General features: G+C 43.3%; 16 protein-coding genes. 8 read left to right on the forward strand and 8 right to left on the reverse strand.

The features are described 5' to 3' along the window. Nucleotides 1–4: 4 nt before the first annotated feature. From I5907_RS20635 to I5907_RS20650, 4 genes are all read right to left on the reverse strand, one after another. Nucleotides 5–1,315, reverse strand: coding sequence for a lipopolysaccharide biosynthesis protein (locus I5907_RS20635; RefSeq protein ID WP_196992742.1), 1,311 nt, complete (start codon nucleotides 1,313–1,315; stop codon nucleotides 5–7). A 71-nt stretch (nucleotides 1,316–1,386) separates the two neighbouring features. Then, the gene (locus I5907_RS20640) at nucleotides 1,387–1,857 is read right to left on the reverse strand and encodes a hemerythrin domain-containing protein (RefSeq protein WP_196992743.1); all 471 of its coding nucleotides are present in this window, start codon (nucleotides 1,855–1,857) and stop codon (nucleotides 1,387–1,389) included. A 133-nt stretch (nucleotides 1,858–1,990) separates the two neighbouring features. After that, nucleotides 1,991–2,752, reverse strand: coding sequence for a triose-phosphate isomerase (tpiA, locus tag I5907_RS20645; protein WP_196992744.1), 762 nt, complete (start codon nucleotides 2,750–2,752; stop codon nucleotides 1,991–1,993). Between the two features lie 28 nt (nucleotides 2,753–2,780). Continuing rightward, nucleotides 2,781–3,944: a putative sugar nucleotidyl transferase gene (locus I5907_RS20650; protein ID WP_196992745.1), complete on the reverse strand. Its 1,164-nt coding sequence runs from the start codon at nucleotides 3,942–3,944 to the stop codon at nucleotides 2,781–2,783. Nucleotides 3,945–3,977: 33 nt separating this feature from the next. On the opposite strand from I5907_RS20650, the gene I5907_RS20655 reads away from it, so the two are divergent. Then, nucleotides 3,978–5,207 (forward strand): serine hydrolase domain-containing protein, encoded by a 1,230-nt coding sequence (locus I5907_RS20655; protein WP_196992746.1) that lies wholly within the window; start codon nucleotides 3,978–3,980, stop codon nucleotides 5,205–5,207. 190 nt (nucleotides 5,208–5,397) lie between these two features. On the opposite strand, the gene I5907_RS20660 is transcribed toward I5907_RS20655, so the two are convergent. After that, a complete protein-coding gene (locus tag I5907_RS20660; RefSeq protein ID WP_196992747.1) occupies nucleotides 5,398–5,610 on the reverse strand; it encodes a dodecin family protein in 213 nt (70 codons plus the stop codon). A 98-nt stretch (nucleotides 5,611–5,708) separates the two neighbouring features. Further along, the gene (locus tag I5907_RS20665) at nucleotides 5,709–6,566 is read right to left on the reverse strand and encodes a phytanoyl-CoA dioxygenase family protein (protein WP_196992748.1); all 858 of its coding nucleotides are present in this window, start codon (nucleotides 6,564–6,566) and stop codon (nucleotides 5,709–5,711) included. A 308-nt stretch (nucleotides 6,567–6,874) separates the two neighbouring features. On the opposite strand from I5907_RS20665, the gene rpsF reads away from it, so the two are divergent. From rpsF to I5907_RS20690, 5 genes are all read left to right on the forward strand, one after another. Continuing rightward, entirely contained in the window at nucleotides 6,875–7,228 is a 354-nt protein-coding gene (gene rpsF, locus I5907_RS20670; RefSeq protein ID WP_196992749.1) for a 30S ribosomal protein S6, read from the forward strand. A 2-nt stretch (nucleotides 7,229–7,230) separates the two neighbouring features. Further along, the gene (rpsR, locus tag I5907_RS20675) at nucleotides 7,231–7,497 is read left to right on the forward strand and encodes a 30S ribosomal protein S18 (RefSeq protein ID WP_196992750.1); all 267 of its coding nucleotides are present in this window, start codon (nucleotides 7,231–7,233) and stop codon (nucleotides 7,495–7,497) included. A gap of 99 nt (nucleotides 7,498–7,596) precedes the next feature. Next, nucleotides 7,597–8,043 (forward strand): 50S ribosomal protein L9, encoded by a 447-nt coding sequence (gene rplI, locus I5907_RS20680; protein ID WP_196992751.1) that lies wholly within the window; start codon nucleotides 7,597–7,599, stop codon nucleotides 8,041–8,043. Nucleotides 8,044–8,235: 192 nt separating this feature from the next. Further along, nucleotides 8,236–9,222 carry a pyruvate dehydrogenase complex E1 component subunit beta gene (locus tag I5907_RS20685; protein ID WP_196992752.1) on the forward strand — a complete coding sequence of 329 codons (987 nt, stop codon included), beginning with the start codon at nucleotides 8,236–8,238 and terminating at the stop codon, nucleotides 9,220–9,222. 83 nt (nucleotides 9,223–9,305) lie between these two features. Then, nucleotides 9,306–11,408, forward strand: a complete 2,103-nt coding sequence (locus I5907_RS20690) for a TonB-dependent receptor (protein ID WP_196992753.1) — start codon at nucleotides 9,306–9,308, stop codon at nucleotides 11,406–11,408. A gap of 163 nt (nucleotides 11,409–11,571) precedes the next feature. Here I5907_RS20690 and I5907_RS20695 read toward each other — a convergent pair whose 3' ends face one another. Next, nucleotides 11,572–14,634, reverse strand: coding sequence for a T9SS type A sorting domain-containing protein (locus I5907_RS20695; RefSeq protein WP_196992754.1), 3,063 nt, complete (start codon nucleotides 14,632–14,634; stop codon nucleotides 11,572–11,574). Nucleotides 14,635–14,927: 293 nt separating this feature from the next. Further along, complete coding sequence (locus I5907_RS20700; RefSeq protein WP_196992755.1) at nucleotides 14,928–15,254, reverse strand: DMT family transporter; 327 nt, start codon at nucleotides 15,252–15,254, stop codon at nucleotides 14,928–14,930. A gap of 288 nt (nucleotides 15,255–15,542) precedes the next feature. Here I5907_RS20700 and I5907_RS20705 point away from each other — a divergent pair, with 288 nt between their 5' ends. Beyond that, complete coding sequence (locus I5907_RS20705) at nucleotides 15,543–16,127, forward strand: riboflavin synthase (protein WP_196992756.1); 585 nt, start codon at nucleotides 15,543–15,545, stop codon at nucleotides 16,125–16,127. Between the two features lie 17 nt (nucleotides 16,128–16,144). Then, on the forward strand, nucleotides 16,145–17,650 hold the full coding sequence (locus I5907_RS20710) for a hypothetical protein (RefSeq protein ID WP_196992757.1): 1,506 nt from the start codon (nucleotides 16,145–16,147) through the stop codon (nucleotides 17,648–17,650). The last annotated feature ends 28 nt before the right edge of the window (nucleotides 17,651–17,678 follow it).

The raw sequence follows: 17,678 nt of genomic DNA on the forward strand, positions 1-17,678 counted from the left end.
TCTTCTATTTTTCTTTCACCAGCAGGTTCTTTATCCATGAATAGTCATCTTTTCGCCACCTGAAAAAATCGATAAAGTTTACCCGGTAATCTTTATAAAATACGAACAATGAATAAGCCATATTTACTGCATAGCTTACAGTGCTTACGGCTGCAGCCGCTACAATGCCGTATCGGGGAACAAACATCCATGCGCCGGCTACCATCACCACCAGTGCCATTACAGCGCCCTGCACATTTACCTTTACTTTTCCTTTACCCGAAAAATACGCAGATAACAGCACCAGCACGCTTAAGCAAAATATACCGGGAATAAGTATCAGCATGGGTGCCTGCATGGCATTGAATGTTTCTCCGAACAACTTTATAAAAAAGGCTTTACCAAAAATAAGTACCCCTGTAAAAAGCAACAGGAACAGTTGCGAGAATAAACGGGATATTACCATGATCACCGCATTCAGTCTTTCCCGGTCTATGCCACTGGCCGTGCGGGGAAACACAACACTCGCAATAATTTGTGGCACCACCAGCAGCAGTTGCCCCAGCTTTGCAACCTGTATGTAGTTGCCCATGTCTTCTGCAGTTGCGGCCGGGCTTTCATTTACAAAAAGATAATCTATCCTGTACACCAGGAAAAAAATAACATTTGCACCCAAAGCAGTAAGGGAATAACGCAGGAAATTTTTAAAAGACGTTTTCGATGGTAAACCATAGGTTCCTTCTTTGCGGTTGTATAGCAGGAACGAGCACAACAAAACTAAACCCGAGATAAAGAAAGTAAAGAAGTAGAGCGTTATCACCTGTTCTGTTTCTTTTGCTGTAGTTACCGCATCTTTAGACGGGATAAGAAAAACGTACACAATGTTTACAATCGAAATTAGAAAGTTTGGCAGCAGGTAATTTTCTTTTGTATAATAAAGTGCCGTTGTGTAATTCATTAAAGACTGCCCGGCAATGTATAAAAAGCCATACAGTGGCCAGTTGGTATCTAAAGAAGATTGGATTGTATCATCAAAGTAAAGGTACACACGCACTATTGCGATCATTAACAGGCCTGCAACAATGCTCCACACAGCATCAATAATGATAAGCCTGTTTCTTGGAATCATACTACCCGAGGCAAAATATGTAATACCCTGCTCAAGCCCCAGTGCCAGTACAGCCTGTGAAAAAGAAAATATAATGGTGAGAAAGTACAGACTGCCAGAACCTGCTGCCTGCAGGTATCTTGACAAAAAAATGTTTACCAGCAAAATGGAAAAAAAATAAAACCCACGCCAGAAAATACTTTGTGCCAGTAACTTTTTAAAATTCATGCGTATGCTGTATGCTGCTAAAATACAACTCTTGTTACAGATAGGATGGAAGTAAGATTTACGCCGTTGCGTTATTCCCAAAACTTTACAGGGTAATTCATGCAGGTGTTTTGCAGGTCTTCGTGCAGCGCCGCACCAATGTGTGCAAGTGTTGCTTCGCTGAGCAATGTTTCAACAAGCGGGAAAAAAATGCGTTCTTCAAAACGAATATGTTGTTCCAGTAATGCAGCAAATGCTTTTACAGCTTCACTGGTTGGCGCATTCTTTTCAAATAAACTGATTTGGCCGCGAATCTGCCGGTGCTCATCCAGCAAACGCTTAATATTTGTTTTGGTTGTTGTTGTAACAGGTACAGCGGGCAACAACACATTTTCTTCCGCGGCAAAATGTGCAGCAAGATCCTGCTGCCAGAGCGTTAAAATAAAAGCAGCCATGTCTTTGAGACTGGCTGCTTTGTCGAGCCCTTTTCTTAGCAGCAGTACGGCCAATAAACCGTTGTGGTGCTGTCTTGATAATGGTTGTAATTGTATGTGTCTTTTCATGCTATGCCGATATTGGTAAAAGCAGGGTTGTGCTGCTGCATCGAAAAGCTCAGTAATGTGCTGAACGTACAAGTGAGTGACACAACCGGAGCTGCATAAAGTTACCAATGCCGGCTACATAAAAAACATGTTGTTATTTAAGGCTGTTGATAATGGTAACAAACTCATCAGCAATTAATGATGCGCCTCCTACAAGACCGCCATCTACATCTGGCTGTGAGAAAATTTCTTTTGCATTACCGGCCTTTACGCTGCCGCCGTAGAGTATGCTGGTGTTGGCTGCAACTTCTTCGCCATACTGCTTTGCCAAAACAGCACGCAGGTGTGCATGCATTTCCTGTGCCTGTGCACTGGTAGCCGTTTTGCCGGTACCAATGGCCCAGATAGGCTCATATGCAATAACCACTTTTTGTAACTGTTCTGCAGACAAATGAAAAAGTGATTCTTCCAGTTGTTTGGCCACAAATTCATTTTGTGTACCGGCTTCGCGAATGTCTAACGGCTCGCCGCAACAAAAGATGGGCGTGATATTATACTCAAGACAAATGTTTACTTTATCTGCCAGTAACTGGTTGCTTTCGTTGAAATATTCGCGGCGTTCTGAATGGCCCAGCACTACAACGCTGATGCCGATTGACTGCAGCATTTCAACAGATGTTTCGCCGGTATACGCACCGCTTTTCTTGCTGTAACAGTTTTGTGCGGCAATGAAAACATTGTTTTTGCCTTCAACTTTTTGCTGTGCCATAGCCAGGTATGGAAAAGGCACTGCAAATACTACCTGCTGGTCTGCACCAAGAGAATGCGGTTGGGCAATAATTGCATCCAGCAGTGCTTCTCCCTGCTTTATTGTAAGATTCATTTTCCAGTTGGCTGCGGCGATTTGTTTTCTCATAACAATGGTTGTATTTCTCTTTTTAATTTTATGTGGTCTCAAAGATATACTGCAAAACTTTTTTTTCAGCATCTGTAAGTGAGCGGCCTTTCATTTTTTTCCAGTTGTCTATGTCTTTGAAGCTCTTTTCCAGCTCATATTTTGTTATGCCTTTGCCACCCCACTGAAAATCGGGAATGTATTTTGGCAGCAGACCGTCTCCAAAAATATTGCAGCAGGTGCCGATAACGCTACCGGTATTGATAGAAGAATTGATGGCCGTGCGGGAATAATCTCCCATCACAAAGCCACATTTCATATTTGCTTCCACATAATCGTGCGCTACTTTATTCCACATCTTTACTATGCTGCCAGTATTCTTTACATTGCTGTTGCTGGTACCTGCACCAAGATTGCACCAGCGGCCAATAACTGCATCGCCAAGGTAACCATCATGTGCTTTATTGCTGTAGCCCTGTAGTACGGCATTCTTTATTTCCCCGCCTGCCACACAGTATGGCCCAAGCGTTGTGGCGCCGTATATTTTTGCACCCATTTTCAATACCGAATCGCTGCACATTGCAAACGGCCCGCGAATGAGGCAACCTTCCATAACAACTGCGTTCCTGCCAATGTATACAGGACCGGCAGTTGCATTAATTGTAGCAAAATTTAGTGATGCACCTTCTTCAATAAAAATGTTTCCTGCATTTATAACCTGGCAGTTTGCAGGTATTGGCAAAGAAGTTTTTTGATGACGGAGGAGATCAAAATCTTCGCGCAACATTACATCGTTGTATTCAAAAATATCCCACCCGTGTACCAGTTTTCTTATGCTGCCACAGTCATGTTGTTTTGTAAAGAATGTATGCAGGTCTTCGGCTGTAACCTTTGCTGCATCCAGCCTGGCGCAACCCGCAACAAGTGTGTTGTTGCTAAACAATGCTTCGCCCTCTTTCAATGCAAGTATGCGTTCAGCCAGTTTTGCATCGGGCAGTATGGCAGCATCTATCCAGTAATGAATGTCCGGCGGAATTGTTTCGTACAGTGGTGCCAGGTAAGCATCTGTATGCACGTACACATTGCTGCCTGCGTGCAGTTGCCAGCGCTCTATCGCGGTACAGATGCCTGTACGCAGTTTAGCATTGGCGCAGGCGTTATTCAACGGGTATAAATGTTTGCGGTCAATGTTATCAAATAATACGATGCTCATTTATTATCCACAATTTGTAAAGTAAATGTTAGAATGAAGATAATTGCAAAGTTATGTAACCTCATTTCTTTTATTTTGCCGCTTTCCCCAATTACAGATAACTCGTTAATAAAAGTGAACAGATCGATCTATATATTACTGTTTTTTCTTGTTGCATTTGGCTGCGGCCAGAGTAGTGACAATAAAAGCAAACTAACATCCGCAAGTAATGATATTACTGATTCTTTATACAGGCCGTTAACAGCCGCTGAGGTAAAAAGATATGGCAGTGCAGTAGAGCATTTTTATAATAAACGGTTGGTGGCAACAGGTTTTAACGGCAGCTTTCTCGTGGCAAAAAACGGGGAGATACTGTATGAAGATTACAAAGGCTTTTACGATTTTAAAACAAAGCAGCCTGTTGATGAACATTCGGCGTTTCACCTGGCATCTATCTCCAAAACTTTTACTGCCATGACGGTGCTGAAGCTTTGGGAAGAAAGCAGGTTAAACCTTGATGACAGCCTGCAAAAATTTTTCCCTCAGTTGCCTTATCATGGGGTTACGGTAAAAATGTTGCTGAACCACCGCAGCGGTTTGCCGAATTACCTGTACTTTATGGATTCTGCATGGGATAAGAAAAGAAAAGCCACCAACTGGGATGTTGTAAATTATATGATCGCCCATAAGCCGCTTGCAGATGCTATGCCCGACCGTGTATACCATTATTGCAATACCAACTTCGTGCTGCTGGCGCTCATCGTGGAGATCGTAACCAACAAGCCGTTCCCCACCTACATGAAAGACAGCGTCTTTACACCGCTCGGTTTAAAAGATACTTACGTTTTTTCCAGTGCAGATACTGCCCGTTATAATCCTACATATTCTGTAACCAAACCGTTTATGATGGATCACCTGGACTGTACTTATGGTGATAAAAATGTGTACAGCACAGCAAGGGACCTGCTAACATGGGACAAAGTATTGTTTGAAAACAAATTTGTACGCAAATCCACCGCCGAAATGGCCTATGAACCATATAGTTTTGAAAAACGCACCATGCACAACTACGGCCTTGGCTGGCATTTGTACTTTAACAACGGCGATACGATCATTTATCACAATGGTAAATGGCACGGAAGCAACACCGTTTTCACAAGACTTGTACAAGATACCGCGGTACTCATTGTGTTAGGCAACAAACTTAATCGCAACATATACACCGCAAAAGATATGCAGGGCATTTTTACCGGTAAAACAGATACCGGTACGCTCGAAGAATAAAGCCGTTATCTAAAATACAAGTAATTTTTCAGCAATAGTTTTTTATGGCATCGCCTGTTGTGTCACTCACTTGTACGTCCCTTTTTTATGGCAACTGCAGCGTTTCGTATACATGGTCATACACAGGCGCATCCGGCAAATAAAACAGCCTGCACAAGTGCAGGCTGCCAAACATAAAACATATTACGCTCTACAAAGGCGCCGAATCTAGTCTGAAAGAGATATTACAGATTACGCCAAACGTAGTAATCTTTCCATCCTTTACATGTGCTTTGATGTCTTTAACCCACACCGAGTCAATGTTGCGGATTGTTCTTGAGGCTTCTTTTACTGCATTCTTTACGGCATCATCTATACTAACGTCTGAGGATGCGATTACTTCAATAACTTTTACCAGTGGCATAGCAATGTTTTAATTTTACGAGTTAATGTTGGCAAGCGGAAGATACAAAAGCACCTTTAATTAAATCAACAAACTGTTGAAATTTTTACAGGTACTCCTTAAGTGGTAGCCACCTCTTTTTCCCAGCCGGTTTCTTTTAAAGCAGGGTCTTTTTCTTTCTTTAAAAAGTCCCCGTCATTTGCGGCGCCGCCAATGGCAGAATCCATAAGGGCACTGTCTGGCACAACCTGCACCGGCTCTCTCCACGATGTGCTTTCATCGTTGTAAGCAGGATTGCTGAGAGAGTTGTAGCAGGAAATCAGGGACCATCTTGGTCTGTCGCTCAGGTTGGCTTCGCTGCGGTGTAAGATATTACTGTGGAAAAACAATGCATCACCAGGTTCAAGTTCTACATACACATGCTCCATTGTTTGCAGCGCATTGTTTACCATGGTCATATCTGCACCTACCTGCTCGCCTGCAAAGCCATGATTTACGCGGCCTAACTTATGCGTGCCTTTAATGACCTGCAGGCATCCGTTGGCTTTGTTGGCTTCTGTAAGAGCGATCATCACACTTACGAGCTGGTCAGGAAAAAGGAACTGGTTTTTATACCAATAGCCATAATCCTGGTGCCACTCCCAAGCGCCTCCAACCTTTGGTTCTTTTTGCATCAGCTTTGTGTGAAAATGGCATACAGGTGCATCGCTGTCCAGCAGCTTTGCTACAGAATGTACCATGCGTTCGCTGCGCAGCAACATGCTGTACACATCGTTACCGGGAGTAAACCATAGCGTAAGCTTTGTTTTACGACCGGTCTGGTCATTAAGATCAACTGCATTTTGTTTTACAACACTGTCGCCGGTAGCAATTCCGTACAGCTTGTCAATTTCTTCTTTATTGAAGAAGTTTTTTACAATTACAAACCCGTCTTTATGAAAGGCTTTAACTTCTGCATCGTTGAGTACATGTGGCATAAAAATGTATTTTTCGTTAGGAGCGCTAAAGTTAAGCAGTGCCGGCTGATATTTGCGTAACCGGGCAGGTTTTTAAGAATTTGGTTATAGCAAAATCTGCTATTTATAAGAATATGACAGATAACGGGTTCAGGCACCCTTGCCCACTTTTTTGTTGCAGTACAAGAGTGCGACGCAACAAAAGCATCATAGTAGCAATGCAGCCCTGGCTCCTAAAAACAAAAAAGATGGCACTTATGCTTGTTTGTGCCTGCTAACGCTTACCTTTGCAGCCCAAATTTTATTAATTAACAAAAAAAATCAGGGTAATGAACAATTACGAATTGATGGTGATTTTTACCCCTGTGCTTTCTGAAGATGAATTTAAAGCGTCTCAGAAAAAATACACTGATTTCATTACTGAAAACGGTGGAAGCATTACGCACAGCAATCCCTGGGGTCTGAAATCACTGGCTTATCCTGTACAGAAAAAGACAACCGGAATTTACTGGGTCTTAGAGTACAGTGCGCCATCCAGCTTCAATGAGAAGTTTAAAGTACAAATGCTGCGTGACGAGCAGGTAATGCGTCACATGATCACTGTGCTCGATAAATACGCCGTCGAGTATAATGCTAAAAAGAGAAGTGGTGTACCTACAGGAACTGAAAAAGTTGCGCAATAATTATGGCAAAGGCAAACGAAATAAAATACCTTACCGCGATTAAGCAGGAAAAACCTAAGAAGAAATTCTGTCGTTTTAAGAAGTATGGTATTAAATACATCGATTATAAAGATGTGGAGTTCCTGAAAAAATTTATTAACGAGCAGGGTAAAATTTTACCACGCCGTTTAACCGGTAACTCACTCAAATATCAGCGTAAAGTATCTGATGCTATTAAAAAAGCACGCCAGATGGCGTTACTGCCTTACGTAACAGATCTGTTGAAATAGGCAAAATCATTAGTAACCACTCCCTAATCCCGGTGCATGCCGGGAGACAGTCTTAATCAAATTCCCCGATTGGGCCCTGGGAACTAAAAACAAAAAACCATGCAGGTAATATTAATACAGGATGTAGATAGCTTAGGCCAGGCAAGCGAGCTGGTAAGAGTAAAAAACGGCTATGCCCGTAACTACCTGATACCGCAGAAATTTGCTGTAGAAGCTAACCCTTCTAACCTTAAGCAAATGGAAGAGCGCCTGAAAGTAAAAGCGAAAAAAGAAGCTGCAATGATGGCCCAGATTAAACAGGTTATCAATGCACTGCAGGATGGCGCAATTAAAATCGGTGCCAAATCAGGCACCAGCGGTAAAATTTTTGGTAGCGTGACACCACTGCAGATTGCACGTGCTGTGAAAGACCAGAAAGGCTACGAAATAGATCGCAAACGCATCTCTATTGTTGATGAGGTGAAAGAATTGGGCACATACAAAGCTTCTATAGATTTTGGCGGCGGTAACGTAGCCGAAATGGAATTTGAAGTGGTAGGTGAATAATTCACTCTAACGTCTACATACAGTTTACTTTATAAGACCGCCGCAATGTTGCGGCGGTTTTTCTTTGCTGTGTTTTTTAGCCTTCCAACATTTATCGCCAAAGCTTTTATGCATTGTTTTTTATTACCCATAAACCTATATTTTTGCATCCCGTAACAAACAAGATTCAAGCGTACAAACCAATACATCATTATGCGACAAATTGCATTTCGTGAAGCCATTCGTGAAGCGATGAACGAGGAGATGAGGAGAGATGAGCGAGTATTCCTGATGGGTGAAGAAGTAGCCGAATACAACGGCGCCTACAAAGTTAGCCAGGGTATGCTGGCCGAATTTGGTCCTAAAAGAATCATAGATACACCTATCGCAGAGCTTGGTTTTACCGCTGTTGGTGTTGGCGCTGCACAACACGGCCTGCGCCCCATTGTAGAGTTTATGACATGGAACTTTGCGGTATTGGCGCTCGACCAGATTTTGAATACGGCATCTAAAATGCTTGCTATGAGCGGCGGCCAGATTTCCTGCCCCATCGTTTTTCGTGGTGGCAATGGCAGTGCCGGCCAGCTTGGCGCACAGCACTCCACCGCATTTGAAAGCTATTACGCAAATATTCCCGGCCTTAAAGTGGTATCTCCATCCAACCCGTACGATGCAAAAGGGTTGCTCAAACAGGCCATCCGTTACGAAGAAGATCCCGTAATGTTTATGGAAAGCGAAGTAATGTACGGAGACAAAGCAGAAGTGCCGGAAGAAGAATACTACATTCCGCTGGGCAAATCTGATGTAAAAAGGCAGGGCCGCGATGTAACAATCGTATCGTATAACAAAATGATGAAGGTGGCACTGAATGCTGCAACGGAACTTGAAAAAGAAGGTGTGAGCGCAGAGGTGATAGACCTAAGAACCATTCGCCCGCTGGACTGGATGACGATTCTCGAAAGCGTGAAGAAAACAAACCGCCTGGTGATTGTAGAAGAACAGTGGCCCATGTGTTCTGTATCTTCAGAAATTGCGTACCGTATACAAAAAGAAGGTTTCGATTATCTTGATGCACCTGTCCGCCGCATAACCAGCGCAGACGCGCCAATGCACTATGCGCCAAACCTTGCTGCTGCTTACCTGCCAACTGTAGAAAATACGGTAAAACTGGTAAAAGAAGTAATGTATATAAAAAAGTAAACACGTAAGTTGTATAACTTTATAGCAAATCCCGATGCCGCAAGCAGCGGGATTTTATTTTGGAACCAGACTCAATTACTACTATGAAGCTTTTGTTGCGTCGCACTCTTGTACTTCCTGTCCGCTTTGCAGCAATGTGCAGCCCGTTACTTTTTTGCCTGTTTTTTGCTGCCGGTGCAGCGGCGCAGGATACTGCCAATACAGCTTCAACAGATACAGCCACGCTGAATGCCGTTACTGTAAAGGCCTTTTCAGCCGGCTTAAAATGGAAAGATGTACCCGCTTCGGTAGCAATACTAAACAAGACGCAACTGGCAAAATTTGATGGCACATCATTGGTGCCCATAATAAACAGCGTTACCGGTGTACGCATGGAAGAACGCTCACCGGGCAGTTACAGGTTGTCTGTACGTGGTAGTTTATTGCGCTCACCTTTTGGCGTACGCAACATAAAAATTTACATGGACGACCTGCCGCTAACCGATGCAACAGGCAACACCTACCTCAATCTTATTGATCTGAACCAGTTACAATCAGTAGAGATCATTAAAGGGCCATCATCCAGTTTTTATGGAGCCAATACAGGTGGCGCGGTTATTCTTAATACCGATGACAAACGCGGTATAGAAGCTGGTTTAAGTGGTGGTTCTTTTGGCCTCTTCAAAGAATATGTAAGCGTAAAAGAACATACAGACAAATTATCATTTGGTTTGCAGCAGTCACATACGCAAAGTGATGGCTACAGGCAGCAAAGTGCACTGAGAAGAGATGTGGTGCAGGGCAAACTGGGCTGGAAAGTAAATAAGTTTTCGTCCCTTACTTTTTTAGGCCTGTATGCAAACCTGCATTACGAAACACCTGGTGGCATAACCAAAGCGCAGATGGATTCGCTGCCCAGACTGGCGAGATTACCTGCAGGCAGCACACCCGGTGCCATACAGCAAAATGCAGGTATTTATAACGCCACTTATTTAGGAGCCGTTACATACAATGCTGCATTCACCGAACGCTTCAGCAACACCACATTAATCGTTTTTAGTTATACCAACTTCAACAATCCTTTTATTACCAATTACGAGAGACGGCGCGAACAGAACTATGGCGCACGTACCAATTTTCAATACGTGTTTGCCGACAAAAAAGACTTTTCATTAAAAGCCAATGTTGGCGCAGAAGCGCAGTACAACCATTCTTACATACAGGTATTTGACAATAACGGTGGTGAAACAGCAGATAACCAGTTCAGGGATAAAGTACACACCACCCAATATTTTTTATTCGGGCAGCTTAGCCTGAAAGCTAAGAACTGGTTGCTGCAGGCTGGCGCCAGCACCAACAGCCTGCGTTACTGGTACAACCGTCTGACTGACTCTGTCAATCTTTACCCCATCATCAGGAAAACGGGTAATACAGTAAGCCCACGCCTGGGGCTTAGTTATGCAGTGGATCAGTCTTTATCTTTTTACGTTACTGCTGCCAAAGGATTTTCACCACCAACGCTTGCAGAAGTGTTACCATCCGGCGGCACATTTACACAAACATTGCAGGCCGAATATGGCTGGAACTATGAGGCGGGTTTAAAAGGTAGTCTTTTTAACAATCACCTTCAATACAACGGCTCTGTGTACTACTTTGCGTTGAAAAATGCGATTGTAAGAAGGGTAGATGCAGACGGAAATGAGTTTTTTGTAAACGCAGGCGGCACAGTACAAAAGGGAATGGAATTGTGGCTCAATGGTAATGTCGTAAACCGGGATAAGGGTTTTGTACGTTCGCTGGGTGTATGGAATAGTTTTAGTTACCAGCCGTATAAATTCGATGACTATAAATCCGGTGAAGATGATTTTTCCGGTAACAGTTTAACTGGTGTTCCCAGGTACATTAATGTTTCAGGTATTGATGCAAGATTTGCCGGTGGCGTTAGTCTGAATGCGATGTTTAATTATACATCATCTATACAACTGGATGATGCCAATACGGCTGAAGCCAAAGCGTATCATTTATTGCAGGTAAAAATTGCCAAACTTATCAGATTTAATAAATTCCGGTTGAACATATTTGCCGGTGCCGATAATCTTTTAAATGAAGTATACAGTTTGGGTAATGATATCAACGCCTTTGGAGGCAGGTTTTATAATCCGGCGCCCGCAAGAAATTATTATGGCGGCATAGCTGTTAAACTATAGCTGAAGGTTGCAGTTATAAACCTGGCTGTGCACGTGCTGCATAGCGTACGGAACGTACAAGTGAGTGACACAACCAAAGCTTCATGCTTGCACTACAGCTTGCCAACACAAAAAAAGAATGCAGACCTGCTGCATTCTTTTTTTAATAAGGGGTTTGCTCTTTTTATTGTTTGATAAACCTGAGCGTGGTTCTGCCTTCCGGTGTTTGCACTTCGGCAAAATAGATACCGCGGCTGAGTTGTGCAGCATCTATATCAATCCGGTTTTTACCACCTGCATCGTACACATTGGCACTGATTGCCTTTCCATTTACATCTAATATACGCACGGTAACTTTTCCCTGGCTTGCATTGAGTGTGATGTAAGCCTTGTCGTGAACAGGGTTTGGATAAATTGTTGCCATTGTTTTTTCCTCCGCTATTGCGGTTGCGGCGCTTTGTGTAATGGCGGTTAGTGTATTGGTTACTGTAACCGTAATTGATTCTTCATCGTACAGCAACAATGTGCTGTTATCTGTTGCACGCACTTTAAAGCTGAAGTTACCGGCGGTAGCGGGTGTCCAGGTAAACACGCCTGTTGTACTGTTGATCGAAGCACCAGCAGGAGCGCCAATCAATGAGTAAGTTATTTTCTGACCAGCATCTGCATCCGTTGCAGTAGCGGTGAATGTTAGGTTGCTGTTTTTAACCACAGATTTGTTGCCAATCGATGCCAGCACGGGCGTATCTGCCACTGCATTGATCGTTATCCTCACCATTGCAGGCGCTGAAGCAATACAGCCGATGCTTACAGAAAATGCAAACGAATCTTTACCGGCCACATTTGCATTGGGTGTATAGGTACGTACTGCACCTGTGCCGGTTAGTTTACCGCGTTTTGGTTGCGTAGTTATAGCAAATGTAAGTGGCGAGCCGCCCGAACCTGTTAACGTAATTGCTTTAGCCACATCTTCATTTGTTGTAACGTTCTGCGCATTTGCTACCAGGTTATTAACAGGCGCAATAACGAGGCTGCCAAAAGGATTGCCGCCGTCTGCAGCCATTGCAAAGTGCTTCAGTACACTGTATGCACCGGCAGTGGTAATCTTAAAAATAGTACCGGCGTTGTTGGTGCCGCCTGCGCTTGTTAAGCCGTAAAAGCTGCCATCATTGGCCTGCAGCAGTTTTCCTTTTGGCACTTTTCCATCGGGTGTGGGGTTAAAGTGCTTCATTACTTTATACGTGCCGGTAGTAGTAATATTAAAAATAGTACCGTAGCTATAAGTGCCGCCACTGGTGGTCATACCGTATAGTTTGCCATCTTTGGCCTGTATAAGACTGCCGAAAGGAATATAGCCATCTGTACCCGATACAAAAGTTTTTAACACCGTTACTGTACCTGTTGATGTCATCTTGAAAATTCTTCCGTTGGAGGTTGTCATGCCATAGAAATTGCCATCAGTTGCCTGCAGCAGGTCGCCTTCGGGGTTGCTGCCTTCTGTAGCGTATACAAATGTGTGTAGTAAAGTAAATACGCCGGCTGTTGATATTTTAAACGCCACGCCGCCGCCTCCTGAACCGCCGTTTCTCGTCATGCCGTACAGAAAGCCGTCAGTTGCCTGTACCAGGCTGCCTGTAGGGTTACCACCGTCTGCAATACCGGTAAAATGCTTCAGTACCTTGTACACACCGCCTGCCGTAATTTTAAATATGGTGCCGTAGCCGGATGTGCCTCCATCGTAACACATGCCATAAAAACTGCCATCTGTTGCCTGTATAAGACTGCCCTGCGGGTAGCCACCGTCTACGCTTTTGTTTAGTGATTTAAGTATAGTAAATGTGTTGCCACATCTCTTGAATATGGTGCCATGGTTGTAAGTGCCACCCTCTCTCGTGGTGCCATAGTAGGCGCTGTCTGTTCCTTTTACCAGGGATTCCATAGGTATATTACCCTTACCAGATTCGTTGAACTTCACCAGGGTTGTTACAGCGCCTGCTGTAGTCATTTTAAATGCCGTGCCAAAAGTAAATGTGCCGCCTGTGCTGGTCATTGCATACAGGTTGTTGTCATTGCCTTTTGTAAAAGCGCCGTTGGGCGTACTGCCTTCTGTATCCGGAAGAAAAGAATGTAAAACCGTATAAACACCTGCACTGGTTATTTTATATGCTGTACCGGCAGAACCTGTGCCACCTGTTCTTGTTAAACCGTAAAATGTACCATCTGTATTCTGGTAAAGACCGCCATAGGGGTAACCGCCATCTTTGCCTGAAGCAAGATGACGTAACACTGTAAATGTGCCGGTAGTGGTAACTTTAAAAATGGTGCCATTACCATATGTACCATAACTGCTGCAGGTGCCATATAGCAGCCCGTCTTTGCCCTGCACAAGATCACTTTGCGAGTAACCGCCATCAACCGGCCCGTTCAGGCTTTTGATAACTGTGTAAACACCGGCTGTTGTTATTTTGAAAATCGTTCCGTACCCATAGGTACCGCCATAGTAGGTAATACCATAAAGGTTGCCGTCAGTGCCGGGTGTAAGGCTGTTATAACTTCTGTTGCCGTCTGTTGTACTGTTGAAGCTTTTGAGTGTTGTAAAAGTTCCGGTTGGTGTTATTTTGAAGATTGTGCCCAAACCGTTGGCGCCACCACCATAAGTAATGCCATAAAAGTTGCCATCATTTGCCTGCACAAGATGGCCACGCGGATTGGTGCCGTCAGTAGCATAAGTAAGGTGCCTGAGTACGGTAAAAGAACTGCCATCCGGCATTATTTTAAAGATCGTGCCATATGTATTGTTGCCGCCGCCGCTGGTTACGCCATATAAAAAACCATCGGTGCCTTTGATCAGCTCACCGTAAGGATTTCCGCCGTCTACAGGGCTGTTTAAATGCCTTAGAATGGTTACAACGCCACCGGGTGTCATCTTGAAAATAGTGCCCTGGTTGTAAGTGCCGCCATTGCATGTCATGCCGTAAAAATTGCCATCAGTATCCTTGAAAAGATCGCCCTGCGGCGCTTTTCCGTAATCGATAAAATTTTGCAGTACAGCAAATGCACTGCCGTTTGTTTTAATCGTAAACATAGTGCCCAGGCCGTCGGCACCACCGTTTGAAGTAAGGCCTGCAAGCACATCCTGCGCCTGGGATGTAAAAAAGCTGCTCAGCGCTATATAGCAGAGCAGGCATGCCCGTAAAGCAGTTGTTCTTTTTAAAGCATTGGGTGTTTTGGTAAATAGGTACGCCATACAAGTAAGTTTTTTGAGTCGTAATAAATTTTATGACCGCAAAGCTTAGCTGCTAAAGGTTGTAATCATTGCGCCACGTGTATGAATTGTACAAAACACGCTATGGAGTGGAGGATTATTATGGTAACGGGCTGCAGTGCTGCTATGAAACTTTTGTTGTGTCACTCACTTGTACTGCAACAACTGTATGGAGCAAACGCGAAGAAAGAAGCGAAGACAATAATGCTGCCACGGTAATACAATTTACATGCACACCTGTAAACAACACTGTTGCGAACGGGAATTGGAAATCATTAATGAGAGACTACTTTTAAGCCAATGATCGAAGCGATCAGCGTACCCATGAAGAGTAACCGCAATGCGGTGGCAGGTTCTTTAAAAAAAAGAATGCCGGTTAATACGGTTCCTACAGCTCCGATGCCTGTCCAAACCGCATAAGCGGTACCAATGGGTATCGTTTGCGATGCCTTTATAAGCAGCAACATACTGGTGCTTACGGTAACGATAAATCCCGCATACCACCAATACATCTCAATACCTGTGGCGTCTTTTGCCTTGCCAAGGCAAAAGGCAAAAGCTACTTCAAACAAGCCGGCGATGATGAGTATGATCCAGTTCATTGTAGTGTTTTTGTATATAGATTGAAAAGGCAAAACCGGGACCGAAAATAATGATAACAGTTATACACGGCAGTTGTTATTTTCAATTGGGCTTTGTATATGTCCGCTTCTTCCTGTGTTTTTTGTATGTTGGTTTAAACATGGGCAACCTGCGCCGACAGCGCATCGCTGTTGCATAGCGCTTTGCAGTACAAGTGAGTGACACAACAAAAGCTTTATAGCAGTACTGCAGCCTGTACCCAAATTATCTCTTTGTTTTATACGTATCAAAAACTTTAATTTGCAGGCATGTTTACAGGCATTATTGAAAACATAGGCAAGGTTGAAAAGATTACCACGCAGGGTACGAACAAAACTTTTTATATCAGTTCGTCGCTTTCTCATCAGTTTAAAGTTGATCAAAGCGTTAGTCATAACGGCGTATGCCTTACCGTTGAAGCTGTTGAAGATGGTATGCACCGCGTAACAGCCATAGAAGAAACACTGGAAAAATCAAACCTTGGTGTTTGGCAGGTGAATGACCTGGTAAATATTGAACGATGCATGATTATGAACGGCAGGCTGGACGGACACATAGTGCAGGGGCATGTAGATGCTACTGCAACCTGCATTAAACGTGCAGATAGGAATGGTAGCTGGGAATTTACTTTTCAGTTTCCAAAACAGTTTGCCTCGCTGGTAATAGAAAAAGGGTCGATTGCTATCAATGGCATCAGCCTTACTTTGTTCAATGTTGGTGAAGACACATGCTCGGTTGCCATCATACCCTATACATACGAGCATACTAATATGCAGCAGGTAATGGAAGGTTCTGTTGTGAACATTGAATTTGATATTATAGGAAAATATATTCAACGAATGATTAAGCAATAGTTTGTAAATGAACAACCATGCGGGAATTTTTTACTGACAGAGATTACATTATTTCCAAACTGATCATTGTTGCCAAACTACTGCTGATATTAGCCTTTGTCGTTTTTTTTGCGCCATTGTTTGTACTGCCATTCTTTAACCATCCGTGTGCAGATGATTATATCTGCGGGTATCATTTACGGGAACAAGGCTTCCTGGGCTATCAGACTTTTATATACAATAACTGGGGTGGCAGGTTCTCTGCAACCTTTACCGGTGCGTTGTTTGCGGCCGATGGTTTTTTATATGATCATTATTACCTGCATAGTCTTTTACTCTTTGTGTTGAATGTTGCGTCTGTATTTTTTACCTTTTTTCTCATCAATAAACACGTGTTGAAAGATGAAAAGTTGCATAAAAATATTGTGTGGATATGCCTGTTGTATATGTGCCTGCAACTGATGTCTGTAGTGGAAGTAAGTACTTACCAGTTCTGGTTTAGCAGTGCTGTAACTTACCAGTTGCCAATTATATTGCTGCAGGTAGAAGCCGGGTTATGGATCATCTTATTGCATTCAAAAAACGGTTTTGGAAAATTAGCTGCTGCTGTTGTAATGCCGTTACTGGTGTTTGTTATAAATGGCTTCAATGAACTGTTTATAATTGTGCAGACATTCATGCTATTGCTGCCTATGCTTTCCAAAGCATACAAGCGGTTAAGCACTGTCTTGCTGCTTTCGGTTATTGTAGCTTTTATACTGAGCGCTTTTGTTGTACTGTTGTCGCCGGGTATACACGAACGTACAGCTATTATAGAACCCAAAGGAATATTGGTGGGCGGTGTTGCCATCGGTTATCATCTTGCAGAAGTTTTGTGGAGCATTTTTAGTAAACCGCTTTTATGGGTGATTCTCCTGATAACTTTCCTGTACGCCAATACAAGAAAAGACCAGTTTCAGGAGCTGTTGTTTGCGCGTTTTTTCAAAGGCAGGCGGTGGTTATTGCCTTTAATGCTGCTGCTATTTTTTGTTACGATGATTGCGGTGGCCGTAGTTGGTTTAAAAGGAGGCGTAATACCCGACCGTTATGTAAATGGTGTGATTGTAATAATGGTTTCGGGCCTGTTGTTAATGGTTTTTTCAGAAGGTATTTTTGCAAAACGTATCGCTTTTAACCTGTTTGCCAAAGAAACAAGGCTGGTGTTGTTATTTGTGTATGCTGTTTGTATATTAAGTAATAACTACATAAAAGATGCCTATAAAAGCGTTGTAGCCGCACCGTTGTACAGTAATATTATGAAGATAAGAGCGCAAACGCTGCAACAGGCTGCTGTTAAGGGTACGCCAGCTATATTGCGAACTTACGATGCACAAATGAAAACCATTTTACAAAAGGATTATGCAGGCAGTACAAAAACGTTATACGATCTTGTACAGCAAAAGCCTTTGTTTATCTTTTTTGAAGACGACCTTGACACTGAATATTCAGTGAACACGCTTAAAGCCTATTACGGAGTGGATTCCGTGCTGTTGAAACGTGATTAAGGGTTGTATTTACACGTGCCGGACACTA

It is taken from the genome of Panacibacter microcysteis (genome assembly GCF_015831355.1).
GTDB lineage: Bacteria > Bacteroidota > Bacteroidia > Chitinophagales > Chitinophagaceae > Panacibacter > Panacibacter microcysteis.

Bases quoted from the DNA above. Each gene is read 5' to 3' on its own strand.
- I5907_RS20635 (WP_196992742.1), bottom strand. From the start codon at position 1,315: ATGAATTTTAAAAAGTTACTGGCACAAAGTATTTTCTGGCGTGGGTTT.
- I5907_RS20640 (WP_196992743.1), bottom strand. From the start codon at position 1,857: ATGAAAAGACACATACAATTACAACCATTATCAAGACAGCACCACAAC.
- tpiA (WP_196992744.1), bottom strand. From the start codon at position 2,752: ATGAGAAAACAAATCGCCGCAGCCAACTGGAAAATGAATCTTACAATA.
- I5907_RS20650 (WP_196992745.1), bottom strand. From the start codon at position 3,944: ATGAGCATCGTATTATTTGATAACATTGACCGCAAACATTTATACCCG.
- I5907_RS20655 (WP_196992746.1), top strand. From the start codon at position 3,978: ATGAAGATAATTGCAAAGTTATGTAACCTCATTTCTTTTATTTTGCCG.
- I5907_RS20660 (WP_196992747.1), bottom strand. From the start codon at position 5,610: ATGCCACTGGTAAAAGTTATTGAAGTAATCGCATCCTCAGACGTTAGT.
- I5907_RS20665 (WP_196992748.1), bottom strand. From the start codon at position 6,566: ATGCCACATGTACTCAACGATGCAGAAGTTAAAGCCTTTCATAAAGAC.
- rpsF (WP_196992749.1), top strand. From the start codon at position 6,875: ATGAACAATTACGAATTGATGGTGATTTTTACCCCTGTGCTTTCTGAA.
- rpsR (WP_196992750.1), top strand. From the start codon at position 7,231: ATGGCAAAGGCAAACGAAATAAAATACCTTACCGCGATTAAGCAGGAA.
- rplI (WP_196992751.1), top strand. From the start codon at position 7,597: ATGCAGGTAATATTAATACAGGATGTAGATAGCTTAGGCCAGGCAAGC.
- I5907_RS20685 (WP_196992752.1), top strand. From the start codon at position 8,236: ATGCGACAAATTGCATTTCGTGAAGCCATTCGTGAAGCGATGAACGAG.
- I5907_RS20690 (WP_196992753.1), top strand. From the start codon at position 9,306: ATGAAGCTTTTGTTGCGTCGCACTCTTGTACTTCCTGTCCGCTTTGCA.
- I5907_RS20695 (WP_196992754.1), bottom strand. From the start codon at position 14,634: ATGGCGTACCTATTTACCAAAACACCCAATGCTTTAAAAAGAACAACT.
- I5907_RS20700 (WP_196992755.1), bottom strand. From the start codon at position 15,254: ATGAACTGGATCATACTCATCATCGCCGGCTTGTTTGAAGTAGCTTTT.
- I5907_RS20705 (WP_196992756.1), top strand. From the start codon at position 15,543: ATGTTTACAGGCATTATTGAAAACATAGGCAAGGTTGAAAAGATTACC.
- I5907_RS20710 (WP_196992757.1), top strand. From the start codon at position 16,145: ATGCGGGAATTTTTTACTGACAGAGATTACATTATTTCCAAACTGATC.